The sequence below is a fragment of the Tsukamurella sp. DT100 genome (genome assembly GCF_049844855.1).
Taxonomy (GTDB): domain Bacteria; phylum Actinomycetota; class Actinomycetes; order Mycobacteriales; family Mycobacteriaceae; genus Tsukamurella.
This window is the reverse complement of record NZ_JBNCLV010000003.1, coordinates 182,224-207,023: the sequence shown is the minus strand read 5'-3', so window position 1 is coordinate 207,023 and position 24,800 is coordinate 182,224. Positions and strand designations below refer to the sequence as shown.

Annotated in this window: 27 protein-coding genes and 1 riboswitch; of the genes, 11 read left to right on the top strand and 16 right to left on the bottom strand. The window is 72.7% G+C overall.

What is annotated here, in order from left to right; all coding sequences use genetic code 11:
• Window positions 1-14 precede the first annotated feature (14 nt).
• From ACLQ3K_RS08160 to ACLQ3K_RS08110, 11 genes are all read right to left on the bottom strand, one after another.
• Window positions 15-1,019 carry a pyridoxal-phosphate dependent enzyme gene (locus tag ACLQ3K_RS08160; RefSeq protein ID WP_425998454.1) on the bottom strand — a complete coding sequence of 335 codons (1,005 nt, stop codon included), beginning with the start codon at window positions 1,017-1,019 and terminating at the stop codon, window positions 15-17.
• Window positions 1,016-1,936 carry a hypothetical protein gene (locus ACLQ3K_RS08155; protein ID WP_425998452.1) on the bottom strand — a complete coding sequence of 307 codons (921 nt, stop codon included), beginning with the start codon at window positions 1,934-1,936 and terminating at the stop codon, window positions 1,016-1,018. Before ACLQ3K_RS08155 ends, ACLQ3K_RS08160 begins: the two co-directional genes overlap by 4 nt.
• Window positions 1,933-3,138 (bottom strand): MFS transporter, encoded by a 1,206-nt coding sequence (locus ACLQ3K_RS08150; RefSeq protein ID WP_425998450.1) that lies wholly within the window; start codon window positions 3,136-3,138, stop codon window positions 1,933-1,935. Before ACLQ3K_RS08150 ends, ACLQ3K_RS08155 begins: the two co-directional genes overlap by 4 nt.
• Window positions 3,135-3,941, bottom strand: a complete 807-nt coding sequence (locus tag ACLQ3K_RS08145) for a Rossmann-like domain-containing protein (RefSeq protein ID WP_425998448.1) — start codon at window positions 3,939-3,941, stop codon at window positions 3,135-3,137. Before ACLQ3K_RS08145 ends, ACLQ3K_RS08150 begins: the two co-directional genes overlap by 4 nt.
• Complete coding sequence (locus ACLQ3K_RS08140; protein WP_425998446.1) at window positions 3,938-4,939, bottom strand: ABC transporter substrate-binding protein; 1,002 nt, start codon at window positions 4,937-4,939, stop codon at window positions 3,938-3,940. The genes ACLQ3K_RS08145 and ACLQ3K_RS08140 overlap by 4 nt, the downstream gene beginning before the upstream one ends.
• 27 nt (window positions 4,940-4,966) lie before the next feature.
• On the bottom strand, window positions 4,967-5,716 hold the full coding sequence (locus tag ACLQ3K_RS08135; protein WP_425998444.1) for an ABC transporter ATP-binding protein: 750 nt from the start codon (window positions 5,714-5,716) through the stop codon (window positions 4,967-4,969).
• Entirely contained in the window at window positions 5,713-6,780 is a 1,068-nt protein-coding gene (locus ACLQ3K_RS08130; RefSeq protein WP_425998442.1) for a FecCD family ABC transporter permease, read from the bottom strand. The genes ACLQ3K_RS08135 and ACLQ3K_RS08130 overlap by 4 nt, the downstream gene beginning before the upstream one ends.
• 69 nt (window positions 6,781-6,849) lie before the next feature.
• Window positions 6,850-7,986: a glutamate--cysteine ligase gene (locus tag ACLQ3K_RS08125; RefSeq protein WP_425998971.1), complete on the bottom strand. Its 1,137-nt coding sequence runs from the start codon at window positions 7,984-7,986 to the stop codon at window positions 6,850-6,852.
• Window positions 7,987-7,988: 2 nt separating this feature from the next.
• On the bottom strand, window positions 7,989-8,723 hold the full coding sequence (sodC, locus tag ACLQ3K_RS08120; protein WP_425998440.1) for a superoxide dismutase[Cu-Zn]: 735 nt from the start codon (window positions 8,721-8,723) through the stop codon (window positions 7,989-7,991).
• Window positions 8,724-8,841: 118 nt separating this feature from the next.
• Window positions 8,842-9,309, bottom strand: a complete 468-nt coding sequence (locus ACLQ3K_RS08115; protein ID WP_425998438.1) for a LytR C-terminal domain-containing protein — start codon at window positions 9,307-9,309, stop codon at window positions 8,842-8,844.
• A gap of 19 nt (window positions 9,310-9,328) precedes the next feature.
• Entirely contained in the window at window positions 9,329-9,655 is a 327-nt protein-coding gene (locus ACLQ3K_RS08110; RefSeq protein WP_425998436.1) for a DUF3263 domain-containing protein, read from the bottom strand.
• 172 nt (window positions 9,656-9,827) lie between these two features.
• Here ACLQ3K_RS08110 and ACLQ3K_RS08105 point away from each other — a divergent pair, with 172 nt between their 5' ends.
• The 3 genes from ACLQ3K_RS08105 to ACLQ3K_RS08095 are packed head-to-tail and all read left to right on the top strand — an operon-like array spanning window position 9,828 to window position 11,792.
• A complete protein-coding gene (locus tag ACLQ3K_RS08105) occupies window positions 9,828-10,418 on the top strand; it encodes a peptide deformylase (protein ID WP_425998434.1) in 591 nt (196 codons plus the stop codon).
• A 1-nt stretch (window position 10,419) separates the two neighbouring features.
• Complete coding sequence (locus ACLQ3K_RS08100) at window positions 10,420-11,310, top strand: GNAT family N-acetyltransferase (RefSeq protein ID WP_425998432.1); 891 nt, start codon at window positions 10,420-10,422, stop codon at window positions 11,308-11,310.
• Window positions 11,307-11,792, top strand: a complete 486-nt coding sequence (locus tag ACLQ3K_RS08095) for a DUF1990 family protein (RefSeq protein ID WP_425998430.1) — start codon at window positions 11,307-11,309, stop codon at window positions 11,790-11,792. Before ACLQ3K_RS08100 ends, ACLQ3K_RS08095 begins: the two co-directional genes overlap by 4 nt.
• Here ACLQ3K_RS08095 and ACLQ3K_RS08090 read toward each other — a convergent pair.
• On the bottom strand, window positions 11,789-12,130 hold the full coding sequence (locus ACLQ3K_RS08090) for a GNAT family N-acetyltransferase (RefSeq protein ID WP_224645262.1): 342 nt from the start codon (window positions 12,128-12,130) through the stop codon (window positions 11,789-11,791). The two genes, ACLQ3K_RS08095 and ACLQ3K_RS08090, sit on opposite strands and share 4 nt — an antisense overlap.
• A gap of 133 nt (window positions 12,131-12,263) precedes the next feature.
• Here ACLQ3K_RS08090 and ACLQ3K_RS08085 point away from each other — a divergent pair, with 133 nt between their 5' ends.
• From ACLQ3K_RS08085 to thiD (ACLQ3K_RS08070), 4 genes are all read left to right on the top strand, one after another.
• Entirely contained in the window at window positions 12,264-13,103 is an 840-nt protein-coding gene (locus ACLQ3K_RS08085) for an ABC transporter ATP-binding protein (protein WP_425998428.1), read from the top strand.
• Window positions 13,100-14,227 carry an ABC transporter permease gene (locus ACLQ3K_RS08080; protein ID WP_425998426.1) on the top strand — a complete coding sequence of 376 codons (1,128 nt, stop codon included), beginning with the start codon at window positions 13,100-13,102 and terminating at the stop codon, window positions 14,225-14,227. The genes ACLQ3K_RS08085 and ACLQ3K_RS08080 overlap by 4 nt, the downstream gene beginning before the upstream one ends.
• A 31-nt stretch (window positions 14,228-14,258) precedes the next feature.
• Window positions 14,259-14,371: riboswitch (TPP riboswitch) on the top strand.
• The gene (thiC, locus tag ACLQ3K_RS08075) at window positions 14,367-16,049 is read left to right on the top strand and encodes a phosphomethylpyrimidine synthase ThiC (protein ID WP_425998424.1); all 1,683 of its coding nucleotides are present in this window, start codon (window positions 14,367-14,369) and stop codon (window positions 16,047-16,049) included. It overlaps the preceding riboswitch by 5 nt.
• Window positions 16,046-16,939, top strand: coding sequence for a bifunctional hydroxymethylpyrimidine kinase/phosphomethylpyrimidine kinase (gene thiD, locus ACLQ3K_RS08070; protein WP_425998422.1), 894 nt, complete (start codon window positions 16,046-16,048; stop codon window positions 16,937-16,939). The genes thiC and thiD (ACLQ3K_RS08070) overlap by 4 nt, the downstream gene beginning before the upstream one ends.
• A gap of 66 nt (window positions 16,940-17,005) precedes the next feature.
• Here the strand turns inward: thiD (ACLQ3K_RS08070) and ACLQ3K_RS08065 are convergent, their stop codons facing one another.
• Window positions 17,006-17,470 (bottom strand): HNH endonuclease, encoded by a 465-nt coding sequence (locus tag ACLQ3K_RS08065; protein ID WP_425998420.1) that lies wholly within the window; start codon window positions 17,468-17,470, stop codon window positions 17,006-17,008.
• Between the two features lie 130 nt (window positions 17,471-17,600).
• On the opposite strand from ACLQ3K_RS08065, the gene thiD (ACLQ3K_RS08060) reads away from it, so the two are divergent.
• Window positions 17,601-18,443 carry a bifunctional hydroxymethylpyrimidine kinase/phosphomethylpyrimidine kinase gene (gene thiD / locus ACLQ3K_RS08060; protein WP_425998418.1) on the top strand — a complete coding sequence of 281 codons (843 nt, stop codon included), beginning with the start codon at window positions 17,601-17,603 and terminating at the stop codon, window positions 18,441-18,443.
• Window positions 18,444-18,450: 7 nt separating this feature from the next.
• Here thiD (ACLQ3K_RS08060) and ACLQ3K_RS08055 read toward each other — a convergent pair whose 3' ends face one another.
• From ACLQ3K_RS08055 to ACLQ3K_RS08045, 3 genes are all read right to left on the bottom strand, one after another.
• Window positions 18,451-19,590: an AbrB family transcriptional regulator gene (locus tag ACLQ3K_RS08055; protein WP_425998416.1), complete on the bottom strand. Its 1,140-nt coding sequence runs from the start codon at window positions 19,588-19,590 to the stop codon at window positions 18,451-18,453.
• Window positions 19,591-19,698: 108 nt separating this feature from the next.
• A complete protein-coding gene (locus ACLQ3K_RS08050; protein ID WP_425998414.1) occupies window positions 19,699-20,457 on the bottom strand; it encodes a hypothetical protein in 759 nt (252 codons plus the stop codon).
• Window positions 20,454-21,392, bottom strand: a complete 939-nt coding sequence (locus ACLQ3K_RS08045) for an ABC transporter ATP-binding protein (RefSeq protein WP_425998412.1) — start codon at window positions 21,390-21,392, stop codon at window positions 20,454-20,456. The genes ACLQ3K_RS08050 and ACLQ3K_RS08045 overlap by 4 nt, the downstream gene beginning before the upstream one ends.
• 91 nt (window positions 21,393-21,483) lie before the next feature.
• Between ACLQ3K_RS08045 and ACLQ3K_RS08040 the strand changes: the two genes are divergently transcribed.
• The 3 genes from ACLQ3K_RS08040 (at window position 21,484) to ACLQ3K_RS08030 (ending at window position 24,790) form a co-directional block, all read left to right on the top strand.
• Window positions 21,484-22,989 (top strand): serine/threonine-protein kinase, encoded by a 1,506-nt coding sequence (locus tag ACLQ3K_RS08040; RefSeq protein WP_425998410.1) that lies wholly within the window; start codon window positions 21,484-21,486, stop codon window positions 22,987-22,989.
• On the top strand, window positions 22,967-23,863 hold the full coding sequence (locus ACLQ3K_RS08035) for a hypothetical protein (RefSeq protein ID WP_425998408.1): 897 nt from the start codon (window positions 22,967-22,969) through the stop codon (window positions 23,861-23,863). Before ACLQ3K_RS08040 ends, ACLQ3K_RS08035 begins: the two co-directional genes overlap by 23 nt.
• A gap of 81 nt (window positions 23,864-23,944) precedes the next feature.
• Complete coding sequence (locus ACLQ3K_RS08030; protein ID WP_224645274.1) at window positions 23,945-24,790, top strand: LuxR C-terminal-related transcriptional regulator; 846 nt, start codon at window positions 23,945-23,947, stop codon at window positions 24,788-24,790.
• Window positions 24,791-24,800: the final 10 nt, after the last annotated feature.

Genomic DNA, 24,800 nt, shown 5'->3' with positions numbered 1-24,800 from the left:
GCTCCTCCGGGCCGTCAGGCTCCGGACCGCCCGGACCAGCGCATTCGCGACCACGGCAGCGCGATCTCCGCCGGGTCGTCGACGAGCCGCGGCCCCACCGGTTCCGCCGTGTCGACGTGGTCGGCCAGCGCGCGCAGGTAGCGGTGCCCCGTGTCGGGCAGCACCTGGACGGTGGCGTCGACCGACGTGCCGTGTTGCCGTTCGTAGCCGGCCGCCACCTGCCCGGCGCCGGAGGACAGGCCGGCGAAGAGCGCCGCCTCACGGAGCAGCCGGTGGGTGCCGGCGCGGGCGACCTCGAACGACACCCAGTGGATCACGTCGTAGAGCCCGTGCCGCACGTTGTCGAACGGGATCGACGAGCCGATGCCGGCGATGAGCATGGCGGGATCCTCCACGTGCTCGGCGCCGAAGGTGACGCTGCCGAAGGGCTGCACGCCGACCAGCTCCACCGTCAGGCCCGCCTCCTCGAAGCCGAGTCGCAGTGCGCCGCTGGAGACGCCCGAACCGACGGGCGCGACGAGCCGTACCGACGCGACGCCCTCGGCCGCCAGCTCCGCCGCTGCGCCGCGGGCGATGTCGCGGTAGCCGAGGTAGTGCACCGGGTCGTGGTACTGCCGCATCCAGTGCAGCGACGGGTCCTGCGCGAGCAGTTCGGTGATGCGCCGGACGCGGCGGTCCTGGTCGAGCTTGAGCGACGCCGACGGCGGCATCTGTTCGAGTTCGACTCCCAGGGCGAGGAGTTGGACCCGTAGGCCCTCGTCGATCGTGGTCGATCCGACGATGCGGCAGCGCACGCCCGCCTCGTGGCAGGCCAGGGCCAGGGCGTAGGCGTAGATGCCCGACGACGAGTCGATGACGGTGCCGCCCGGCCGGACCCGCCCCGCGTCGAGGGCGGCGCGGAGCGCGGCCCGCGCCGAGGCGACCTTCATCGATTCGAACCGCAGGAGGTACCGGTCGTCCGTAGCGCGGAGCAGGGCGGGGCGGCTCAGCGCCTCGGCGATGTGGCCGTCGATCCTCATGCGGCGCCGCCGATCACGATCGGGGCGTCGGACACGCGGAAGCCGACGGCGCGCACTCGGGCGCACGCCCGCCGCAGGCGCTCCCGCGGGTGCTCGCGCTCGAACAGCAGCCCGGCCACGTTCCCGGAGTGGGCCACCTGCACGCCGAGCGCTCCGCCGCGCTCGGCCGCCGCGATGAGGCGGTCGAGACCGGGCTTGTGGTGCCGACTCTGGTTGAGCAGCGCGCTGCGGGTCGCGACCGCGCCGATCCCCGCCGCGTCGCCGGCGGCGACCGCGTGGCGCAGCAGACCGCGCAGCTCCTCGTACTCCGCCACGTCGCCGGATCCCGCCGGGGGCAGTGCCAGCGTGTCGACGGGACCGCCGAGCACGCATCGCACCAGCAGCATTCCCGGCAGCGTCGCCCCGAGGTCCTCGATGACGTGGCCGTGGCGGTGGGCGAACAGGATCGGGCGGTCGGCCCACAGCGGGTCCGAGGCCCCCTCGGCGGCGACGGCGAGGCGGGCGACGGTGTCGGCGTCGAGCTCGACGTCCGCGCAGTCGGCGACCGCCCGGACCGCGGCGAGGACGTCGGCGGTCGAGGAGCCCAGCCCCAGGCCCACGGCCGTCGTCCGGGCTATGCGGAGCTCGCCGCCGGTGCAGCCGAGCGCGCCGCGCTCCCGCAGGTGGGCCAGTGTCGCCTCGGCCGCCCTGCGCGCCTTGCCCAGGTCGCGCGCACCGCCGGTGGTCCGCGCCCGCACCGCACCGGAGGCGTCCGGGGCGAAGACCGCCACGGACCCGACGGTGCCGATCGGCACCGTCACCAGGCCCGGGCACTCGCCCTCAACCGGGCAGCGGAACCGGCCCTGGAGGAACTCGCCGTGGTGGCCGGTGCTCCGGCCCACCCCGCGACCGCGGGAGGTGCTGCGCGGTGCGCTCATCCGATGCGCTCCTCCGCGCGGGCCCCGCGCAGCGCGCGCCGGGCGAAGAAGGCCGAGAGCGCGGTGGCGCCGCCGAGGACGAGGCCGACGCCGGTCCAGCCGCCGAGCGCGAGGGCCCCGCCGGCGAGGGAGGCGCCCACGAAGACGCCGACGCTCTGCGCCGCCCCGTTGAGCGAGAGGACGGTGCCGCGCACCGGTCCCGCCCCGCGGACCAGCGTGGTGGTCACGGCGGCGGCGATGACGGCGTGCGAGGCCGAGACGAGGGCCACCATCGGCCAGGCGACGGCGACGTGCGGCGCGGTGTAGAGCGCCACCATCGCGACGGAGGCGACGAGGATCGCCGCGAGCACCGTGCCGAGCAGGCGGTCGGCACCGCGGTCCTGCATCACCCTGCCGCCCAGGAAGTTCCCGAGGAAGAAGGCCAGCCCGGAGGTGGCCCACACCAGGGAGAACCAGCCCGTCCCGATGCCGAAGCGCTGGCCGAAGGCGGCGGCGATGTACGCGAGGGAGCCCATGAACGCGAGCGTGCGCAACAGGGAGACCGCCAGGGTGTCGAGGGCGCCGGGGATCGCCCGCACGGTGCGGAAGGCCTGGAGGTAGCTCACGGAGGTGTTCCCGCCGCGCGGATCGCGGCGGCGGGCGATGAGCGCCGCAACCACGAGCAGCACCACGGCGGTCGCGGCCATGTCGGCGCGCCAGCCCCACAGCACGGCGGGCAGGGCCAGGACCGGGGCCGCGAGGACCGCCGTCAGCGTCATGGTCGACGAGACGAGGGTCGCGGCCCGCGCGGAGGCCGCCGGGGTGTCGAACCGGTCGGCTGCCATGGCCGACACCGCGGGGTTGAGGACGGCCGTGCCCGCGCCGATCAGCAGGCAGAAGGCGATCCACGCGACGGTGCTGCCCTGCAGCGCGAGCCCGCACCCCAGCGCGAGCACGAGCAGGGCCAGCGCGGCCACCGACGAACGCGAGAGCCGGTCCAGCAGCGGCGCGGCCGCGACGCCGACCAGGAGGGCGGCGACTCCGCCGAGGCCGCGCAGGCCGCCGATGAGGTCGACGCCCGCGTGCGCGTCGGCGGCGATGGCGACGAGGAAGTTCGCCATCACGGTGAACGGGACGAGGCCCAGCGCGGCGGCGGCGAGCATCGGCCAGATCGCGCGGACCAGCACCCGGTCCGGCACGGGGCGGTCCCCGGGTGCGCTCATGCCCGGCCCCGGTAGAGGTACATGGGCGAGGCGTCGGCGGAGAACTGCGAGAACGGGAAGTGCTCGGCCGAGAGCGCGCTCAGGCCCGCCCCGAGGAAGGCGCGGGCGACGGCCGACCCGCTCTGCGCGTACACGGCGAGCGGCACGTCGCGCTCCCGGCAGGTCGCGAGGATCTCGTCGAAGCTGCCGTTGCCCAGGGTCATCCCGGTCGCGAGCACCGCGTCGGCCTCGGCGAGCACCGCACGATGATCGTCCGCGACGGGGTCGCCCCAGTGGGTGCGCTGCAGGTTCCGGTCCGCGAGCAGGGGCTCGCCGCCGCGCTCGCGGATGGCCGCAACGAGGGGGTTCACCACGCCGATGAGCGCGACGCGGGCACCCGGGGCGACCGAGAGGAGTTCCGCCACCGCGGCGTCGCGGGCGATCGCGCGGACGTCGGGGGTGCCGGTGGGCAACGTCCGGAGCTCGGCGCGGGGGTCCTCGCGGTGCGGCGCCGCGGCGCCGAGCGCGGCGTCGGCCGCGGCGATCCGCAGGGGCTGCGCGGCGTGCTCGAGCAGGGCGGCGAGCGGCTCGCCGGAGAGGTCCGCGATATCGGGGTCGAGCTCACCCTCCTCGAAGGCGCACGCGCCGAAGGAATCCCCGACGCGGACGAGGACGTACCGGTTGCGGTAGCGCTGCTCGCTCCCGGCGAGGCGGGTGCCGTGCGCGACGAAGAAGACGCTGCGGGCCACCTCGTCCGGCGCGACCTCGCGGGCGAGGTCGAGGACGTCGGCGACGGAGCCGGGGGCGGTGTCGGGTGCGGTCATCGGGCGGCTCCGCTCTGCTCCAGGTAGTCGGCGAGCGCCGCCGCGGCATCGAGGTTGCGCGGACCGGCGACCAGCTCGGCGTAGTCCACCACGCGGATCCGGTTCTCGCGCACCGCCGGCGAGTCCTTGATGGGCGACGACTGTCGCAGGTAGTCGATCTTCTGCTGCGCGGGCTGCTTGTCGTAGTCGACGATGATGATCACCTCGGGCTGCGCCTGCACCACGGACTCCCACCCGACGGAGGTCCACCGGCCGTCCACGTCGTGGGTCACGGAGCGACCGCCCGCGAGGGAGACCACCTGGTCGGCCGCGGCGCGGCGGCCGGCGGTGTAGGGCTCCGCCGTCCCCGAGTCGTAGACGAACACCGACGGTTTCACCGTCTTGCGGTCGGCGCGCTCCTGCAGCGCGCGCTCGCGGGCGCGCAGGTCGCCGACCAGCTTCGTGGCGCGGTCCGGGACGCGGAAGATCGCGCCCAGGTTGGTGAGGTCGGTGTACGTGTCCGCCAACGGATTCACCTCCCGCGCGGCGGGCTTGTCGCCGTAGTTGTAGCAGGTCTCCTCCTGCATGTAACTGTCGATCCGCAGCTTGCCCAGCGACTCCGGGGTGACGCCGCGGGCGGGGCTGAACCCCGCCTGCCAGCCCGCGAACACCCAGTCCGCCTTGGCGGCGACGAGCGGCTCCTGGGTGAGCACGCCGTCGCTGAGAATCGGGACCTTGGCGTACTCGTCGCGGTACGGCGACTTCGCGATCACGCCGTGCACCGTCTTCGGCAGGACGATGCCCTTGATGCGGTCGGTGAGGCCGAGCGCGAACATCTTCTCGATCGCCGAGACGTCGTACGGCACCGCGGCGGTGGGCGACCGGTACTGCTGGTGCACACCGCAGTTGGTGACGTCGACGAGGTCGGTCGTGGTCTCGGCGGGGCGGGCGCCGCAGGCGGTGCCGGCGAGCAGGGTGCCCGCCGCGAGGGCCGCGGCGAGCAGGGGACGGGGGTGCATCGGTCGATCCTTTCGATCGGTCGGTTTCTACAGTTCGAAGCGGATGCGCGGCGGACCCGTGCCGGCCGCGGCGACCACGGGCCGCACGCCGTAGACCTCGGCGATCCGGTCGGCCGTGAGCACCTCGCCCGGGGTGCCGGTGGCGACCACCCGGCCGCGGTCGAGGAGCACCAGGCGGTCGCAGCTCTGGGCGGCGAGGTCGATGTCGTGGATGGCGGTGACGGTCGTCTTGGTCGTCGCCCGGAGCAGGCGCAGCAGGTCCAGCTGGTGCCGCACGTCGAGGTGGTTGAGCGGCTCGTCGAGCAGGAGGACCGGTGTGTCCTGCGCGAGGGCGCGGGCGATGAGGACGCGCTGCCGCTCGCCCCCGGAGAGCCCGAGCACGCTACGGCGCCGGAGCGCGGTGGCGTCCACCGCGACGAGCGCCGCCTCGCAGGCGCCGATCGCCGCTGCGCTGCCGGCGTCGCCGTGGGCGAAGCGCCCCAGCATCACCGTCTCCTCCGCCGTGAACCCCAGATGCCCGGTCTCGCTCTGGGTGACGGCGGAGACCAGGCGCGCACCGTCGCGCCGACGCATAGCGGCGAGGTCCCGCCCGCCCACGCGTACCGTCCCCGCGGCGGGGGCGATCGCCCGGTAGAGGCAGCGCAGCAGCGTCGACTTTCCGCTGCCGTTCGGTCCGATCAGCCCGACGTTTGCACCCGCGGCGATGTCGAGCGAGATGTCATGGAGCACTCGGGTTCCGCCGAGCTCCACGGTGATCCGATCCAGTTCGATCCTCACGCCGCGCCGCCCAGCAGTCCGCCGCGGCGCCGCAGCAGGACGATGAAGACGGGCACGCCGACCAGCGCGGTGACGATGCCCAGCGGTAGCTCGCGCGGCGCCACCACCAGGCGGCTCAACAGGTCCACCCACACCAGCAGCAGGGCGCCGACGAGCGGGGCGAGCAGGAGCACCGCCCGGTGCGCCGGGCCGACGATCATGCGGACCGCGTGCGGGACGACGAGCCCGACGAAGCCGACCGTGCCCGCGATCGCGACGAGCACCGAGGTCATGACCACGATGACCAGGAAGAGCATTCGGCGCGCGCGGTGCGGGTCGAGGCCGAGCGCCGCGGCGGCCTCGTCGCCCTGCGCCAGGACGTCGAGCACGCCCGCGAGGCGCCCGGTGGTGGCGGCGCACACCGCCACCGTCACGGCGACCAGCGGGAGCACGGACCACTGCGCTCCCCCGAGACCGCCAAGCAGCCAGAACATCACGGACCGCGCGGCGTCGCCGACGGGGTCGAAGAAGACGATCGCGCCCGCGAGGCCCTGGAAGGCGAAGGCGAGCACCACGCCGGTGAGCACCAGCCGGACCGGGCTGAGGGCACCGTCGGCCGTCCGGCTGAGCAGGTAGACCAGCAGCGAGGCGAGCACGGCGGTCGCAAACGCCGCCCCGGCCGTGCCGGCGATGCCGAGGCCCGCCACGACGCCGGTGGTGACGACGAAGCTGGCGCCCACGGACGCACCGCTGGAGATTCCGAGGATGAAGGGGTCGGCGAGCGGATTCCGGACCAGGGCCTGGCACGCGACCCCCGCGATGGCGAGGCCGGCGCCGACGAGGGCCGCGAGCAGCACCCGCGGCACGCGCAGGTCCCAGAGGATCGAGTAGGTCGACTGGTCCTCGCGGGCGAGGGTGCCGCCGGTCAGGCCCGCCCAGAGCAGGCGCCGGGCGTCGCCGAGCGGCACCGTCGCCGCGCCCTGCGACACCGCGACGCCCATCGACACGACGAGGACCGCCGCGAGGACTCCGGCGAGGAGCAGCGGGGAGGCGCCGGCGCGACGGCCGAGCGAGGTGGTGAGCACGCGACAAAGTTAACGAGAATCATTTTCGTTAACAAAGACGCATGCGGCTATGCGTGCATCGACACGCGGCTACGGCAGGACGAGCTCGCTCGTCACAGACCGCACCACGTCGCGGTAGGTGTCCACGTTGCAGACGCCGCCGGCGACGGCACGCTGCCGCTGATAGGAGGCGCCGCGACGGGCGATGTCGGCGACGGCGGCCAGCTCGCGGGAGCAGCCGAGGCGGGCCGCGACGGGCGCGAGCTGCTCGAGCAGGTCGTCGAGGTCCTCCGTCACCAGGCGCTCGTTGTTGTCCGCGTCCTGAATGATGATGGCGTCCAGGCCGTACCGAGCGGCGCGCCACTTGTTCTCCTGCACGTGCCAGGGCGGCAGCGTCGGCAGGGTCTCCCCCGCGTCCAGCCGGGAGTCCAGCCACACGACGAGGCAGTGGATGAGGGCGACGATCGCCTCGAGCTCCGCGAACGACGACATGCCGTCGCAGATCCGCACCTCGATGGTGCCGAGGTGGCACGCGGGACGGATGTCCCAGCGGATCTCGTTGAGGTGGTCGATGATCCCGGTGGTCTTCTGGTCGTGCACGAAGCGCTCGAACTCGCTCCACTGCTCGAACTGGAAGGGCAGGCCCGCGGTCGGCAGCTGCTGGAACATCATGGCGCGGGTGCTGGCGTACCCGGTGTCGTGCCCGCCCCACATCGGGGAGCTGGCCGACAGTGCCAGCAGGTGCGGGTAGTGGTTGAGCAGCGCCGAGATGATCGGCAGCACCTTGTCGCGGTGGTTCACCCCGACGTGCACGTGAACGCCCCAGATGAGCATCTGCCGGCCCCACCACTGGGTGCGGGCGATCAGCTCGTCGTAGCGGGGATTCTCCGTGAGCTGCTGCGCGTTCCACTGCGCGAACGGGTGGGTACCCGCGCCGAACAGATCGACGCCCATCGCGTCCGACGTCTCGCGCACCGCCGCGATGATGCGCGCCAGGTCCGCCATCGCCTCCGCGGTGTTCTCACAGACGCCCGTCACCACCTCGACGGTGTTGCGCAGCATCTCCGAATGCACCTGCGGCGCGATGTCCGGATGGGTGGCGCGGATGCCGTCGAACAGTTCCCCGGCCCTACTGACCAGTTCCGCGGTCTCCCGGTCGACGAGGGCGAACTCCCACTCGACGCCGATCGTCGGCCGCGGCGACGCCTCGAAGGCGACGGGCTCGATGATTAACCGACCTTGATCACGCCGCAGGCGATCCGCCCGCCGGCGTCGCCGGTGTTGAGGGTGGTCTCGTCCGGCACGGGCTGACCCGGGACGATGTTGGTGTAGCGCGCCGACGGGATGTTGCCGAAGTTGTCGGGGCCCGCGTGGATCATGAGCGCGTTGCCCTCGGTGTTCTTCTTGATGTCGGCGAGGGTGAAGGCGCCGGTGCTGGTGACGGTCTGGCCGGTGCCGTTGGCGTTGACGTAGACCGAGACGAGGTCACCCGTCATGGGGTGGCCGGAGGCGCCGGGCTTCTGCCAGTGGCCGCCGGCGGAGCCGAAGTTGGTGGCGGAGCCGGGGGCGCCGTTCTTGGCGACCGAGTTCGCCTCGCACTTGCCCACCTCGTGGATGTGCATGCCGTGGAAGCCGGCGGGCAGGCCGGTCACGCGGACGTCGATCACCACGACGCCGTCCTTCTCCGAGAAGGTGGCCTTGCCGGCGCTGCTGCCGTCGGGCTTGACGAGCGAGGCCTCGGCGGCGCCGGCCGACGGCGAGCTCTCGCCCGGCGTGTCCTCGCCGTGCGCGGCGTTCGGGTCCAGGCTGCGGACGGGGCCCTGCGCGGGCACCGTCGCGCCGGTGACGACCGCGGGGTTCGTCCCGGGCGTGTCCGAGGGCTTCTCGTTGGTGGTACAGCCGGCCAGGGCGATGGCCGCCACCGGAAGGATCGCGATCGGGGCGAGGAACTGACGCTTCGTCATCGATGACTCCTTATGCGACGGCTACCGGGGCTGGGCCGCCCTGGGGCTGGTGTTGCCCGAAATCATATCGGGGCCGCTCTCGCAGCGAGGGACAGGACCCCGCTCCGCCCGTCGCCGGCTACTTTTTCACGACGGCGACGGCGAGCGCGCCCTCGCACGCCTCGAGCCCGGCGGGGCGGGCGGCGGTGGCGGAGCCGGGGAGGGCGGTGGAGACGGTCTCGGCGGCGTCCTCGCCGCCGTCCGCGAAGTACACGGTGGTGGCGCGCGGCGCGGCGGGCCGGTTCGGCCAGGCCGCGGCGGCCTCGCCCTGCACGGTGAAGCCGGCCTTCGTGAGCTTGTCGCGTGTGTCGGCGACCGGCGCCTTGGCCACGGAGATCAGGCACACCGTCGGCTTGTCGGCGGCGGGAGCCGCGGTCTCGGTGGCGGCGGCCTTGATCTTGGCCTCCTGCGCGTTGAGCGCTGCCTGGGGATCGTCGTTGCGGGTCACGAGCCCGTGGACCCCGACCGCCGCGAGGATGATCGCGGCCGAGATCAGGATCATGATGATGGTCCGGATCGGGACGGCGCGGGTGTTCTGAGTGCTCACGACACCCGACTGTATCGGATCACGTGATCTCGAAGCCGAGCTTGCGGGCGGCGCGGGCCTTCTGCCGGCCGGCGCGGACGCGGCGCAGGCGCTTGACGAGCATGGGGTCCGCGGCCAGCGCCTCGGGCGTGTCGACCAGGGTGTTGAGCACCTGGTAGTAGCGGGTCGCGGAGAGCCCGAAGAGCTCCTTGATCGCGTCCTCCTTGGCGCCCGCGTACTTCCACCACTGGCGCTCGAAGGCCAGAATGTCGTGCTCGCGCCTGGTCAGGCCGTCCTCGCCGCGCTCGTCGACGGGCTGCGCGTCAGTTCGGACCGTCTTCTGCGCGGCCGCACCGGCGCCCTCCATGCGTTCCCCTCGCATTCGAAATAACACTTCTGTAGTTCGCGTCAATCTAACCACGGCCGGCGGCGCCGTCGCGGGGCTACGGGCGCGTGTCGCGCAGCTCCCGCGCCGCCGGGCCCCCACGACGCCCGGTGCGCCGGTGCGGCCCGCACCGCCCCCGACTACCGTGTATGCCATGTCCGTTCTCCCCATCGTCATCGTCGGCGACCCCGTGCTGCACTCCCCCACGACGCCCGTCGAGCTGGACGCGGGCGGCAAGCCGTCGGCCGAGATCGTGACCCTCCTGGACGACATGTACGAGACCATGGACGTCGCCAACGGCGTGGGGCTCGCCGGCAATCAGGTGGGCCGCGACCTGCGCCTCTTCGTCTACGACTGCCCGGACGAGGAGACCGGCGAGCGCCGGCGCGGCGAGGTCATCAACCCCGTCCTCACCACCTCGGACATCCCCGAGACCATGCCGGACCCGGACGACGACTGGGAGGGCTGCCTCTCCGTCCCGGGCGAGTCCTTCCCGACGGGCCGCGCCGACTGGGCCAAGGTCGTCGGCACCGACCGCGACGGCGAGAAGGTCGAGATCGAGGGCACCGGCTTCTTCGCGCGGATGCTGCAGCACGAGACCGGCCACCTCGACGGCTTCCTCTACACCGACGTCCTGACCGGCCGGTACGCGCGCCAGGCGAAGAAGTTCATCAAGAAGCAGGGCTGGACCGTGCCGGGCCTGACCTGGATGCCCGGCACCGTCGAAGATCCCTTCGGTCACTGACGTGCCCGCGCCCGGCGACCGGGTGGTAGTCCGGCGGCTGCTGCCGTCCGGGCAGGCCTCGGACGTCATCGGCACCCTGCTGTCCGACGGTGACCCGCTGCTCGTCCGCGCTGACCGCGACGGCGCCGAGCACGCCGTTCCCCGCGCCGAGATCATCCGGTGGAAGACAGTGCCGCCGCGCCCCGTCCGGGCGAGCGAGATCCGGTCCTTGGACCTGGCGCGCGCCCGGTCGTGGTGGTCCGTGGAACGCGAGTGGATCGACGGCTGGCTGTGCCGCGCCGCGGTGGGCCTGCCCGGGCACCGCGCGAACGCCGCCGCGCCCCTGCACCCCGATGCCGCGCTCGACCGGCTCGACGGGGTGCGCGCCTGGTACGCCGCCCGCGACCTGCCGCTGCGCCTGACGCTGTCCGACCGCGTACTGCCGGGAGCATCCGGCCTCGCGCCCGTCGTGCAGCCGACGGAGGTGCTGATCGCGCCGGCCGTCGCCGACAGCGCCGACCCGGAGGTCCGCTTCGCCGGCGCCCCCGACGGCGCCTGGCTGTCGCTCACCGGCACGGCCGAGCCCCTCGTGACCTCGGTCGACGGGGCGGCGTTCTTCGCATCGATCGCCGGGCCCGACGGTGCGCCCGTCGCGGCCGGGCGCCTCGCGCTCACCGTGGACGCGGCGGGGACGGTGTGGGGCGGGATCGGATCGATGGCCGTCGCGACCGAGCACCGTCGACGGGGCCTCGCGACCCGGCTGCTCGGGGCACTCCGGGCGCGCGCGGCCGAGGAAGGCGCGCCGCGCGTGTTCCTCGAGGTCACCCTCGAGAACAGCGGCGCCCGCGATCTCTACCGCACCGCCGGCTTCACCCGCCATCACGGTTACCACTACTGGGCCGAGCAGCGGTGACGGCGCCGGGCGCCCCGGCGTGGGGTCCTGGTCCCGACGGTCACCGTCGCGCGGAGATCACCACGGTGCTCGGCTTCGGCGACGAGGACTTCGCCCGCGCTGCACACGACGTCCTGCGGTGGGCGGTGAAGACGCGCAGCGGCTTCGCCGTTTCGGCCGCGGGCCCCGTCGAACCCGGTCAGCGGCTGACGGTGACAGCCCGGGTCGCCGGGATCACGATCCGGGAGCCCGTCGAGGTCGTCGAGGTGGTGGACGCCCTCGATCGGGTCGGCTTCTCGTACCGCACCCTCCCCGGGCATCCGGTGCGCGGCGAGGAGGCCTTCGTCGTGCACCGCGACGGCGCCACCGTGCGCCTGACGATCCGGTCGCTGACCCGGCCCGCGCCGCGCGGCTTCTGGCGCGCGGCGTTCCCCGCACTCCTCGTGGCGCAGCAGGTGGCGCGCGCCCGGTACGTCCGGGCGCTGCGCCGTCCCGGCTCCTAGGTGTGCGCCGCCGAGTCGACGACGTCCTGGTACTGCGGGAACCGGGTGATGAACGAGCGCACGTAGGTGCACACGGGGATCACGCGCCGGTTCCGGGAGCGCAGATCGTCCAGCACCCCCGACACGAGGGCGCGGGCGAAGCCCTGCTTGCCGAACTTCTCCATGACCACTGTGTGCAGCAGGATCACGTCACCGTGGTCGGTGACCTCGTAGCCCTCGACCCCGATGAGCTCGTCGCCCGACCAGAGTTCGTACCGGTCGCGCACCGGATTGTCGAAGAGACGCAACGACTCCCCCAGTTCCAGCGTGGGCGGGGGAACCTCGACCTTGTCAGCCATGAACACCTCCATGTGATGCGGATCACCCCACCGTACGCCCGAACCCCGACAAGTCGGCGTACTCGCGACCGGTGTTTTCACATCTGTCACATTTCTCGATCGTGAACTTCGGAACGCGGTTACTGTGAACCGCATGACGCTGGTCGCCCGCGGGCTCACGCGGAACTTCAAACAGCACGTCGCGGTCGCCGACGCGACGCTCACGCTGCCCCCTGGCCGCATCACCGGACTGGTGGGCCCGAACGGCGCGGGCAAGACGACGCTGTTGCTCATGCTCGCCGGGCTGCTGCAGCCGTCGTCGGGCGCCATCGAGCTCGACGGTGCGCCCATCGCCCCCGATGCGCTCCGGTCCCGCGTCGGGTGGATGCCCGACGTCTTCGGGACCTGGGACTCACTGACTCCGACCGAGATCCTGACCACCTTCGCGAAGCTGTACGGCGTCCCGTCCGGCGAGGCCCGCGCCCGGGCGACGGACCTGCTGGCCCGCGTGCACCTGACCGAGTTCGCCGACCGGCCGGCGCAGGTCCTCTCCCGCGGTCAGAAGCAACGCCTCGGCTTCGCCCGCGCCATGGTGCACCACCCACCGATCCTGCTGCTCGACGAGCCCGCCTCCGGCATGGACCCGCGTTCGCGGTTCGAGCTGCGCGACTCGCTGCGCGCCCTCGCCGACAGCGGCGTCGCCGTCCTCGTCTCCTCGCACATCCTCTCCGAGCTCGGCGAGATGGTCGACGACGTGGTGATGATGGCGCGCGGCCGCACCGAGGCGCCGCCGGAGTCCGCGGTCACCCGGTGGCGGATCCGGCTCCTCGGTGAACCACCGAGCGGCGGAACGTATCTCACCTTCGATTCAGAGGCCGACGCGGCCGCACACCTCGCGCAGAGCATCGCCGACGGTGCCCGGATCGTCGAGTTCGCCCGCGCCACCAACGCCCTCGAGGACTCGTACTTCGCACTGGAGGCTGATCGCACATGAACGGCTTCACGCAGTGGTGGCGCACCGTCGGCGTGCTCACCGGACTGGAACTCCGTCAACGCACCCGCGCCACCCGCTGGCGCGTGCTGCTCGGCGTGTTCTTCCTCGTGGTCTCCGCCGTGGTCTTCGGCTCGCTGTGGTTCGCACTCGCGATGAGCCCGGAGCGCAAGGGCTGGGCGTACGACGGCTGGTCCGAGAACCTCTACTTCATCGTCCTCGGCTTCGTCGGTTTCCTCGGTTTGGTGATCTCGCCGACGATGACGGCGACCTCCATCAACGGCGACCGCAAGGACGCAACCCTCGCCGTCGTCCAGGCCACGCCCGCGAGCGGGTCGCAGATCGCTGCCGGAAAGCTACTCGGCGCATGGATCGCCTCCTGCGCACTCCTTCTGGTCTCGACGCCCTACATCATCTGGGCGACGGTCGAGGCGCCGTATCCGGCGTGGGCGTCGATCCTCGGTGTCGTCGTGGTGGCGTTGCTGTTCCTCAGCTATTGCGGTATCGGCCTTGGCTTCTCGGCCCTACTGTCGAGGCCGATCGGCTCCGCCGCCGTCACGCAGCTGGCAATGCTGTTCCTGTTGATCGGGCTTCCGCTCATCACCCTGATGCTGGTGCCGACGACCGTCTCCCAGCAGAGCGCGATGCAGACCAGGTTCGAGTACAACGACTCCGACAGCAGCGGCAAATGCACCGAGGTGCGCGAGCAGGTCGAGGTCACGCACACCGAACGCATCTGGTGGATCCTGGCACCGAACCCCGCGGTGATCTTCGCGGACGCCGCTTCGCAGTCCGAGCCGGGCAGGCGGTCGGACGGCTTCCCCCGCCGCTACGCCGACTACACCGGCGACGAACCCGACGAGACCGCGCTCGGCGCACTCGCCGACATCGTGTCCGACACTCGCACCGGCCCGAATCCCGACCAGGACCGGACGTGCTCCGAGCAGTACGCGAATCGGTACCCGTCCTCTCGGTACGACGACTGGGACACGACCCAGAACGTGGGCCGCACCTGGTACTGGGGCCTGCTGGCGAACCTGGCGCTGGGTGGGATCGGGCTCGCCTTCGCGGCCCGCCGCCTGCGGGTTCCCGCGGCGAACCTGCCGCGGGGCGTGCGGATCGCCTGAGACTCCGCCGTGTGTGCGCTACCCTCGGTAGCGCACACCACACGGGAGCTCACCGCAGTGAGCTGAGAGGACGTCTATCGCGGGCGTCGACCGTACGAACCTGTCCGGGTAATGCCGGCGTAGGGAAGAGGAGTCCCGCATGCCTGTTTCGTCGTCCACCCCCGTCTCCACCGTCACCGTCGGCCCGATCGAGGGCTCCGAGAAGCGGTACCGCACCGTCCCGGGCACCGACGGTGACCTGCACGTCCCGTTCCGGCGGATCGCTCTCACCAACGGCGATCACCACGACGTCTACGACACCTCCGGCCCGTACACCCAGTACACCGCCGAGGATCAGCTGCACGACCTCGCCGAGGGCCTCCCCCAGACCCGCGACGCCTGGACCACACCCGCCCCGGTCGACGGCGCGAGCACCCAACTCGCCTGGGCCCGTGCGGGAATCATCACCGACGAGATGCGCTACGTCGCGTCCCGCGAGGGCTTCGACCCCGAGAAGGTGCGCGAGGAGGTGGCGGCCGGCCGCGCGGTCATCCCGGCCAACCGCAAGCACCCCGAGCTGGAGCCCGCCATCATCGGCAAGGCCTTCGCCGTGAAGATCAACGCGAACATCGGCAACTCGGCCGTGACCAGCTCCATCGCCGAGGAGGTCGAGAAGATGGTGTGGGCCACCCGCTGGGGCGGCGACACCATCATGGACCTCTCCACCGGCAAGGACATCCATGAGACCCGCGAGTGGATCATGCGCAACGCGCCGGTCCCCGTCGGCACCGTCCCGATCTACCAGGCGCTCGAGAAGGTCAAGGGCGACCCGACCAAGCTCACCTGGGAGATCTTCCGGGACACCGTGATCGAGCAGTGCGAGCAGGGCGTCGACTACATGACCGTGCACGCCGGCGTGCTGCTGCGCTACGTGCCGCTCGCCGCGAACCGGGTCACCGGCATCGTCAGCCGCGGCGGCTCCATCATGGCCGCGTGGTGCCTCGCGCACCACGAGGAGTCGTTCCTGTACACGCACTTCCGCGAGCTGTGCGAGATCCTCCGCGAGTACGACGTGACCTTCTCCCTCGGCGACGGCCTGCGCCCCGGCTCCATCGCGGACGCCAACGACGAGGCGCAGTTCGCCGAGCTCCGCACCCTGGGCGAACTGACGAAGATCGCGAAGTCCTATGGCGTGCAGGTGATGATCGAGGGCCCCGGCCACGTCCCGATGCACAAGATCGTGGAGAACGTGCGGCTCGAGGAGGAGCTGTGCGAGGAGGCGCCGTTCTACACGCTCGGCCCGCTCGCCACCGACATCGCGCCGGCGTACGACCACATCACCTCGGCGATCGGCGCGGCGATCATCGCGCAGGCGGGCACGGCGATGCTCTGCTACGTCACGCCCAAGGAGCACCTGGGCCTGCCCAACCGCGACGACGTGAAGACCGGCGTCATCACCTACAAGATCGCGGCGCACGCCGCCGACCTCGCCAAGGGGCACCCCGGTGCGCAATCCCGGGACGACGAACTGTCCAAGGCGCGCTTCGAGTTCCGCTGGGTCGACCAGTTCAACCTGTCGCTGGACCCGGACACGGCCCGCGAGTTCCACGACGAGACGCTGCCCGCCGAGCCCGCGAAGACGGCGCACTTCTGCTCGATGTGCGGCCCGAAGTTCTGCTCGATGCGGATCAGCGCCGACGTGCGCGCCTACGCGCAGGAGCACAACCTGGTGACGCAGGAGGACATCGACGCCAAGCTGGCGGCCGATATGGCGGCGAAGTCGCAGGAGTTCGCCGACGCCGGTGGGCGCGTGTACATCCCGCTGGAGCCCTCCCGGGCATGACGGAGCGCCCATCCGAGCCGACCACGGTGACGGTCGGCGCACCGTCGCGCCTGCCGACCGCCCCGCGAGGCTCCGCGCCGCACCGGGTGCTGACCATCGCCGGCTCGGATTCCGGTGGCGGCGCGGGCATCCAGGCCGACATGCGGACCTTCGCCGTGCTCGGACTGCACGCCTGCGTGGCGATAACCGCCGTCACGGTGCAGAACAGCGTGGGCGTGCAGGACTTCCGCGGCGTCGAGCCGGCGATCGTGGCGGCCCAGATCCGTTCGGTGGCGGGCGACATCGGCGTCGAGGCGGCGAAGACGGGGATGCTGGCGTCCACGGAAATCATCGAGGCGGTCGCCGCCGCGGCGGATGCGGAGGGCATCGGCCACGGCCGGGCGGTGCCGCTCGTCGTCGACCCGGTGGCGGCGTCGATGCACGGCGACCCGCTGCTCGCGACCGAGGCCCTCGACGCGCTGCGCTCCGTGCTCGTCCCCCGCGCCACGCTGGTCACCCCGAACCTCGACGAGGTCCGGCTGATCACCGGGATCGGCGTGGTGGACTCCGCCACGCAGGCGGCCGCCGCCGACGCCCTGCTGGCGCTCGGGGCGCAGTGGGCGCTGGTCAAGGGCGGTCACCTGCGCGATTCGCCGGAGAGCCCGGACCTGCTCACCGACGGCACCGAGTCCATCGCGTTCACTGCGCCGCGGGTCCCGACGGGGCACGACCACGGCGCCGGCGACACCCTCGCCGCGGCGACGACGGCGGCCCTCGCGCACGGCGCATCGGTGCCGGCCGCCGTCGCCTTCGGCAAGGCGTGGGTCACCGAGGGCCTGCGCTGGGCGTACCCGCTCGGCGCCGGCCACGGCCCCGTCAACCCTCTCTGGGCGGTCGCCACCCCCGATTGAACGATGTTCTGGAGAGGAAAACCGCAGGTCGGAATCTCCAAAACAGCGTTCAATCGGAGCAGGGGGTCAGACCGCCGCGGGGCGGAAGGGCTCGCGCACCAGGCGCATGCCCGCCTCGGCCGGCGTGCGGTCGGCCTTGCGGTGGTTGCATTCCGCGCAGCAAGCGACGAGGTTCGTCCACGTGTTGCCGCCGCCGCGGGAGCGCGGGAAGACGTGATCGATCGTCGTGGCCCGCGCGGAGCAGCCCGCGTACTGGCAGGTGTAGTCGTCACGGCGCAGGATCTCGGACCGGCTCGCGTGATCGGCGGTGCGGCGGTAGGGAACCGCCGCGTACCGCACGAGCAGCATCGACTTGGGCACCTCGATCACCGTGCTCGGGGAGCGCAGCACCCTGGGCGGGTCGTGCGGCTCGAGGGCGAGGGCGACCTCGCGCAGCATCATGCCCACGGCGTCCTGCCAGTGCACCGCGTCGAGCGGGCTGTAGTCGGCGTTGAAGACCCGCACCGGCGGAGCGGGGACGAACGTGCTCATACCGCACCTCCTTCCGGTCGTCAGGGCGTGGCGAGCAGGTCGAGGATAGGAGCGGGCGATTGCGCCCGCAACGCCTTTTCCGCGCGGACGCACCCGCCGACCTGCCGGTTCCCGGCGGTATCCTCACCCCATGCAGTTCCTCCCCCTGCCCGCGGACGGCGAGACCCCCGTGCGGGTGATGACGATCGCGGGCTCGGATTCGGGCGGCGCCGCGGGACTCCAGTCGGACCTGCGAACCTTCGCGCTCGCCGGCGTGCACGGCACGAGCGCGATCACCGCCGTCACGGTGCAGAACAGCCTGGGCGTCACCGGTTTCCACCCGATCCCGCCAGAGACCGTGGCGGGCCAGATCCGGGCGGTGGTGGAGGACATCGGGATCGGGGCGGCGAAGACGGGCATGCTCGCGACCGCGGGGATCATCGACGCGATCGCCGACACCGCCGAGGAACTCGGGATCGGCGCGCACATCCCCTTCCTCGTCGACCCGGTCTGCGCGTCGCAGCACGGCGACCCGCTGCTCACGCCGGAGGCGCTGGAGACCCTGCTGCGCCGCCTGTTCCCGCTCGCGCACCTGGTGACCCCCAACCTCGACGAGGTGCGGCTCATCACCGGCATCGACGTCGTCGACGAGGCCACGCAGCGCGACGCCGCGCGCGCCCTGCACGCCCTCGGGCCGCGCTGGGCCCTGGTCAAGGGCGGCCACCTGCGGACCGCGTCCACCAGCACGGACGTGCTGTACGACGGTGCCGAGTTCCTCGAGTTCGAGGCGCCGCGCCTGGCGACCCGGCACGACCACGGCGCGGGCGACACGCTGGGCGCGGCCACCGTCTGCGCGCTCGCGCACGGCTACGACGTCCCGGAGGCCGTGGCCTTCGGCAAGGAGTGGGTCACCCGGTCCCTCGCGGCCGCCTACCCCGTCGGCGCCGGCCACGGCCCCGTCAACGCGTCGTGGCGGCTGCGCGAGCGTTCCTGAGGCCCGTCTACCTGTTCATCGCGGCCACCACCAACGGCAGCGCGAGCACCACGATGATGAGCCGCAGGCTCTGGACCGTCGCGATCAGCGCCATATCGGCCTCGGCACTGCCGGTCGCGCTGGCGACGACCGCGTTGATACCGCCGGGGGTCGTGGCGAGGTAGGCGTCGGCCAGCGGCACCCCGGTCAGGTACGCCGCTGCGGCGGCGAGGAGCGCGACCAGCCCGCACAGGACGACGATGCCGCCCGCGATCGCCGGCAGCAGGTGCGCCAACCGGCGCAGCAGGCGCCGGTCGAACATCAGCCCGACCTCCAGCCCGACGACGATGAGCAGCAGTTCCTTGAAGGCGCCCTGCGGCGCGAAGCCGCGCGTGAGCTCGGCGCCGCCGATCACGGCGGCCAGGAGCATCGGCCCGATCAGCCCGCCGCCGGGCAGGTGCAGCCTGCGCCCGAGCCACATGCCCGCCAGCGCGAAGACGAAGGCCGTGGACAGGCCCGCCACCTGGTCGCCGCGCCCCACGATCTGCAGGTCGAGCAGCCAGGACTGCGAGGACGCCGTGGCGCCGCCGGCCAGGCCCACCATGACGAACGGCGCAGTGAGGCTCACCAGCAGCACGCGCGAGTACTGCATCACGCCGACGACGTCCTTGCGCGCTCCGAGCTCGTCGCAGAGGGTGACCACCGCCGAGGAGCCTCCGGCCATGAGGCCCAGTGTCGCCGTGCGCTGGTCGAGCCCGGAGACCCACCTGCTGAGCACCCAGGCTGCGGCGACGGAGAGGACGACGGTGAGGACCGAGATGGCCAGGAAGGGCGCGAGCACAGGACCGACGGCCCGCATCGCCTCCAGATTCAGGTAGCCGCCCAGCATGACGCCGATGAACGCCTGCGTCCACCGGCTCACCTCGGCGGGGACGGCGACCTCCCGCCCGATCGCCATGCGCAGCGTCGCACCCAGCACGAGCGCCGCGAGGAGCGCGGGCGCGGGGACCCCGAACAGCCCCATCGCCTCCGCCAGCAGCCAGGCCCCGACGAGGACCGCGACGTACCGCACGCCCCGTCGCCCGACGGTGCGCCGCACGAGCCCCGGCGCGGGGTCCCGCACGGGCGCGTCCGGGGCGGTCGGCGGGGCGGCGCTCTCGACGGTCACCCTTCCTATGTAGCACTGCGAACGATCAGCGGAAAAGGGGCGGCGACGAACGTTCACGCGATGCTTACATGGACCCTGTGAGCTGCGTCGATGTGAAGGCGCAATGAGTCATGCGTCACGTCGCGCGACCAGCGCCGCACCCCCGGCCCACAGCGCGCCGATCACCACGACCAGGTACACGAAGGACACCGGCGCGCCCCACGGGAAGCTCTCGTCGAAGAGGACGCCCATGAAGTTCTGCAGGTTCGACAGCGGCAGGTAGGGCCCGGCTTCCCGGGTCTGCGGGATCGTCGTGATCACGTTGTCGACCACGAACAGGTAGCCCAGCAGCAGGGTGATGGCACCCGCGCCGTTCCGCAGCGCGCAGCCCACCGCCACGCCCAGCACCGCCGCGAAGGCCGTCCCGATCGGGAAGGCGAGGAACGAGCCCGCACCGGAGCGCAGGACCTCCACCGGGGATCCGTCCACGATCACGCCGAACAGCAGGACCGCGACGACCATCGCCACGGCGTAGGTCACGGCGCACACCACGGCGACCACGAAGGTCTTGGCCAGCAGGGCGATCCACCGGTTCGGGACGGCGAGGAAGGTCGTCCGCAGCGTGTTGTACCGGATCTCGGTGGTCACCGACAGGACGCCGATGACCCCGGCGAAGGTGATGGCGATACCGGGCAGTGCCGCGAAGCCCGAGAGGGGCGCGAGGGCGACCACGCCGATGTCGTCGATGGTCTCCCCGATGTTGCGGACCACCAGCGCGACGATCACGGTGATGGCCAGCGCCGCCGCCGACGATCCGATGAGGAGCCACTTGGTGGCGCGGACCGTCGCGAGCTTGACGAACTCGGCCTGTACAGCGCGGACGATCATCCGATGCCTCCCGTTCCGCGGTACTCCACGGCTCCGCCCGTGAGGCGCATGAAGACCTGTTCCAGTGAACTGCTCTGCGGGGCCAGCTCGGCCAGTGGCAGCCCCTCCGCCGCGGCGATCTCACCGACGGCGTCGCTCGTCGTGCCGCGGACGGTGAGGACGGTCCGCCCGCCGCCACCGGGCGCGGCCTCGGCCGCCGCGTCGACCGCGAGGCCGCGCGACGTGAGCGCCTGCGCCAGCTCGCGGTCGCGCGGGCTCCGCACGCGCACGGTGTGCTCCGAGTTCTGCGCGATGAAGTCGGCCATGGTGCCGTTCCACACGAGGTGCCCCCGGCCGACGATCACCACGTCGTCCGCGGTGAGGGCCATCTCCGCGAGCAGGTGACTGGAGACGAAGACGGTGCGCCCCTGTGCCGCGAGGGATTTCATGAAGGTACGCACCCAGACGATGCCCTCGGGGTCGAGGCCGTTCACCGGCTCGTCGAAGAGGAGGACCCCCGGATCCCCCAGCAGCGCACCGGCGATGCCGAGGCGCTGCGCCATGCCGAGCGAGAAGCCGCCGGCCTTCTTCCGCGCGGCGTCCGTGAGGCCGACGGCCGCGAGACACTCGTCGGCGCGACCGGTGGGGATGCCGCTCGCGACCGCGAGCCAGCGCAGGTGGTCGCGCGCGGTCCGGTTGGGGTGCACCCACTTCGCGTCGAGCAGCGCGCCCACCTTCGTCAGCGGACGGTCGATGGCGCCGTACTCGCTGCCGCCGATCGTCGCGCGCCCGGCGGTGGGGCGGTCGAGCCCGAGGATGCACCGCATCGTCGTCGACTTGCCCGCGCCGTTCGGCCCCAGGAACCCGGTGACGCGACCGGGCCGCACCGCGAACGACAGGTCGTTCACCGCCTGCACGGCCCCGTAGGTCTTGGTCAAACCCGCGACTTCGATCATGGATTCACGCTAACAATTCTTCGGCCGCGCCGCCGTGACGCGCGCCCGGCCATAGACTCGGCCCGACCGGACTCCGCGGAGGGGGCGAGCGATGAGTGGGGACTCGACGAGCGACCGGGCGGGCACGACCTTCGGCCCGTACCGGCTGGTGCGGCTGCTGGGCCGCGGCGGGATGGGCGAGGTGTACCTCGCACACGACACCGTCAAGGGCCGCGACGTGGCGCTCAAGCTGCTGCATGCCGGCGTCGCGCAGGATCCCGGATTCCGCGAGCGCTTCACGAACGAATCGCGGACCGCCGCGCGGCTGTCGGACCCCCACGTCATCCCGATCCACGACTACGGCGACATCGACGGCACCCTCTATCTGGACATGCGCCTCGTCGACGGCGGCAACCTCGCCGAGCTCGTCGCCGCGGGGCCACTGCCGCCCGAGCGGGCCGTCGACCTGGTGACACAGGTCGCCTCCGCACTCGACTCCGCGCATCTACAGGGCCTGGTGCACCGCGACGTGAAGCCCGCCAACGTCCAGGTCACCCCGTCGGGTTTCGCGTACCTCCTCGACTTCGGCCTGGTCGTGGTCGGCGACGCGGACCGGCTCACCTCCGCCGGCCTGTTCGTCGGCTCGCAGGCCTACGCCGCCCCGGAGCGCTTCGACGGTGGCGGCGCCACCCCCGCGGGCGACGTCTACTCGCTCGCCTGCGTCCTGTACGAGCTGCTCGTCGGCCGGCCCCCGTTCGCCGCGAGCTCGATCTCCGAGATGATGCGGCACCACCTGCTCTCGGCGCCGCCCCGCGCGTCGGTCGACGCGCCCCGCCCCGTCCCCGTCGCGCTCGACGCCGTGATCGCCAAGGGCATGGCCAAGCGTCCGGAGGATCGGTATCCCACCTGCGGCTCGCTCGCCCGGGCCGCCACCGCCGCCCTGCAGAGCACGCCGCAGAGCTGGGGCACCACGACGACGGTGCCCTCGGCGCCGCGCGCGGCGGGCCCGCCGTCCGCGCCGTTGCCCACGCAGATCTCGTACCCGCACGGCGGGCCGTCCTCGGGTGGGCAGCCGCGGTACGTCACCCCGAGCTACGCGCCGCCCGCCGCGTACCCGCCCGCCGCGGCAGCGCCGCGACGCAGTCCAATACTGATCCCCGCACTCGCGGTCGGCGCGATCCTGCTGGTCGCGGGCATCGTCGCCGCCGTCGTCCTGCTGGGCGGCGGCGGACCGTCGACGCCCGTCGCGGCGACGACGACCACCGTCGCGCCCACCTCCGAGGCCACCACGACCACGTCACCGTCGGCCACGCCGACGGTGACGAAGGCCGCCCAGCCGCCGAACGTCGAGGTCTGCGTCGGGAGTACGAGCGCGGTCTTCGGCACGGTCGCCGCGGACAGGGGCAGCGGCGTCCCCGGCGAGCCCTACACCTCGTGCGGCTTCGCGAACGTCATCGCGGCCGCCTATCGCGCGCAGTTCACCGCGCCCCAATCCGGATCGGTCTCGGGGGTGAGCCCGAACGCGACGAACCTCGGATCGATCGCCATGTCGTGCACCGGCACGACGAACGTCGTGACGTGCCGGGGAGGGAACAATGCGATCGTCTACATCTACTAGGGCCGCAGCGCTTCTCGCGGTCGCGCTCTGCTCCGCCGCGTGCACGGTCGGCGACGCGGGCTCCACCACTCCGTCATCGTCCGAGGCGCCGCACGACGCGGCGAGCGCGCGCTCCGGCGCGCCCGTCGGACCGTCGTCGAGTGCCGCATCGCGCGCCGCGGATCCACTGCTGGCGGCGCTGAACCGGGCGGTCGAGCGGATCCCCGGACAGGCGAGCATCGCCGTCGCGGGCGACGGGCGCGTCGTGACCGCCGGGAACGTCACCGGCTTCCCGGCATGGTCGACGTCCAAGGTGCCGCTGGTCATGGCGGCGCTCGAGCGGGCGGAGAAGCCCACCGCCACCGCGGACATGCGTGCCGCGATCACCCACTCGGACAACGCCGCCGCGGAGGCGATCTGGGACTCCCTCGGCCCGCCCGCGAAGGCCGGCCTCGCGGTGCAGCAGGTGCTGCGGGAGGGCGGCGACGCGCAGACCGTGGTGCAGTCCAGCAAGGTGCGCCCCGAGTACTCCGCCTTCGGCCAGACCCTCTGGGAGGACGGCCCCGCCGCGACCTTCGCCGCCCGCCTCCCCTGCTCGCCGTCGGGCCGGATCGCCGCCGGACTCATGCGTGAGGTCGACGCGAACCAGCAGTGGGGCGCGTTCGGTCTGCGCGGCGCGCAGTCGGTGGGTGTGAAGGGCGGCTGGGGCCCCGGCACCGACGGCGCCTACGTGGTCCGACAGCTGGCCGTCGTGCAGACGCCGCGCGGCTACACCGGGCTCATGCTGTCCGCGCGGCCCGCCGACGGCTCGTTCGCATCCGGCAAGGACGCACTCACCCGGCTCGCGGAGACGGTCCGCGCGCAGCTCGGGGCCCTGCCGGCGGCGCCCTGCTGACGCCGCCCGGCTGTGGTTCCCATCACACGGACGAACCGGTCATGCGATGATGAATCACCCGCTGTGACCCCGGAGAGACCGATGACCGCCAGCACGATCGACGCCGACGTCACCCGGTCCGCCCTGCGAACCATTCGTACGCGCACAGAACTTCCGGTCGCCTTCGTCGGCCTGGTCGACGAGGACCACGTCGTCCTCGGCGGCGGCGTCGGGCTGCGCACCCCCGCGCTCAACGGCCTCCCGGTCGCGCGCGGCGCGGGCCTCGGCGGGCACGTCCTGCGCACCGGCCGCCCCACCGCCGTCGCCGACTACGGCACCGCCGGGATCACCCAGCACTACCACGCCCACGTCCAGGCGGAGGGCCTGCGCTCGATGGTCGCGGTCCCACTCGCGGTGAACGGGGTGGTGCGGGCCGTCTTCTACGCCGCAGACCACCGGCAGTCCACCTTCGGCGATGCGGTCCTGGGCGCCGTCGCGCGCACCGTCCGCGATCTCGCCTACGAGCTCCGCGTGCGCGACGAGGTGGAGCGGCGGATGCAGTTCGCCGAGGCCGCCGCAGCGGAGCGCTCCGCCCTCGGGGGCGTCGACCGGGAGCTCCTGCGCGAGGTCTTCTCCGAGCTCCGCGCCCTCGCCGGGGAGATCACCGACGGTGCCGTGCGGACCCGCCTCGAATCGGCGTGCGGCCGGATCACCGACCTCGGCCGCCCGTCCGGCGGTGCCGCCCGGCCCGAGCGTCCGCTCACCGCCCGCGAGCTGGACGCCCTCGCCCACGTGGCCCTGGGCTGCACGAACGCCGAGGTAGCGCAGCGCCTGTCGATCAGCGCGGAGACCGTCAAGGCGTACCTGCGCAGCGCCGGCCAGAAGCTGGGCACGAGCACCCGGTTCGAGGCGGTCACCCGCGCCCGCAGCCTCGGACTCCTGCCGTAGGCCCGGGCAC

What these genes read in the sequence shown, in the direction of transcription:
- ACLQ3K_RS08160 (WP_425998454.1), bottom strand. Translation starts at nt 1,019, where the DNA reads ATGAGGATCGACGGCCACATCGCCGAGGCGCTGAGCCGCCCCGCCCTG.
- ACLQ3K_RS08155 (WP_425998452.1), bottom strand. Translation starts at nt 1,936, where the DNA reads ATGAGCGCACCGCGCAGCACCTCCCGCGGTCGCGGGGTGGGCCGGAGC.
- ACLQ3K_RS08150 (WP_425998450.1), bottom strand. Translation starts at nt 3,138, where the DNA reads ATGAGCGCACCCGGGGACCGCCCCGTGCCGGACCGGGTGCTGGTCCGC.
- ACLQ3K_RS08145 (WP_425998448.1), bottom strand. Translation starts at nt 3,941, where the DNA reads ATGACCGCACCCGACACCGCCCCCGGCTCCGTCGCCGACGTCCTCGAC.
- ACLQ3K_RS08140 (WP_425998446.1), bottom strand. Translation starts at nt 4,939, where the DNA reads ATGCACCCCCGTCCCCTGCTCGCCGCGGCCCTCGCGGCGGGCACCCTG.
- sodC (WP_425998440.1), bottom strand. Translation starts at nt 8,723, where the DNA reads ATGACGAAGCGTCAGTTCCTCGCCCCGATCGCGATCCTTCCGGTGGCG.
- ACLQ3K_RS08110 (WP_425998436.1), bottom strand. Translation starts at nt 9,655, where the DNA reads ATGGAGGGCGCCGGTGCGGCCGCGCAGAAGACGGTCCGAACTGACGCG.
- ACLQ3K_RS08105 (WP_425998434.1), top strand. Translation starts at nt 9,828, where the DNA reads ATGTCCGTTCTCCCCATCGTCATCGTCGGCGACCCCGTGCTGCACTCC.
- ACLQ3K_RS08090 (WP_224645262.1), bottom strand. Translation starts at nt 12,130, where the DNA reads ATGGCTGACAAGGTCGAGGTTCCCCCGCCCACGCTGGAACTGGGGGAG.
- ACLQ3K_RS08085 (WP_425998428.1), top strand. Translation starts at nt 12,264, where the DNA reads ATGACGCTGGTCGCCCGCGGGCTCACGCGGAACTTCAAACAGCACGTC.
- ACLQ3K_RS08080 (WP_425998426.1), top strand. Translation starts at nt 13,100, where the DNA reads ATGAACGGCTTCACGCAGTGGTGGCGCACCGTCGGCGTGCTCACCGGA.
- thiC (WP_425998424.1), top strand. Translation starts at nt 14,367, where the DNA reads ATGCCTGTTTCGTCGTCCACCCCCGTCTCCACCGTCACCGTCGGCCCG.
- thiD (WP_425998422.1), top strand. Translation starts at nt 16,046, where the DNA reads ATGACGGAGCGCCCATCCGAGCCGACCACGGTGACGGTCGGCGCACCG.
- ACLQ3K_RS08065 (WP_425998420.1), bottom strand. Translation starts at nt 17,470, where the DNA reads ATGAGCACGTTCGTCCCCGCTCCGCCGGTGCGGGTCTTCAACGCCGAC.
- thiD (WP_425998418.1), top strand. Translation starts at nt 17,601, where the DNA reads ATGCAGTTCCTCCCCCTGCCCGCGGACGGCGAGACCCCCGTGCGGGTG.
- ACLQ3K_RS08050 (WP_425998414.1), bottom strand. Translation starts at nt 20,457, where the DNA reads ATGATCGTCCGCGCTGTACAGGCCGAGTTCGTCAAGCTCGCGACGGTC.
- ACLQ3K_RS08045 (WP_425998412.1), bottom strand. Translation starts at nt 21,392, where the DNA reads ATGATCGAAGTCGCGGGTTTGACCAAGACCTACGGGGCCGTGCAGGCG.
- ACLQ3K_RS08040 (WP_425998410.1), top strand. Translation starts at nt 21,484, where the DNA reads ATGAGTGGGGACTCGACGAGCGACCGGGCGGGCACGACCTTCGGCCCG.
- ACLQ3K_RS08035 (WP_425998408.1), top strand. Translation starts at nt 22,967, where the DNA reads ATGCGATCGTCTACATCTACTAGGGCCGCAGCGCTTCTCGCGGTCGCG.
- ACLQ3K_RS08030 (WP_224645274.1), top strand. Translation starts at nt 23,945, where the DNA reads ATGACCGCCAGCACGATCGACGCCGACGTCACCCGGTCCGCCCTGCGA.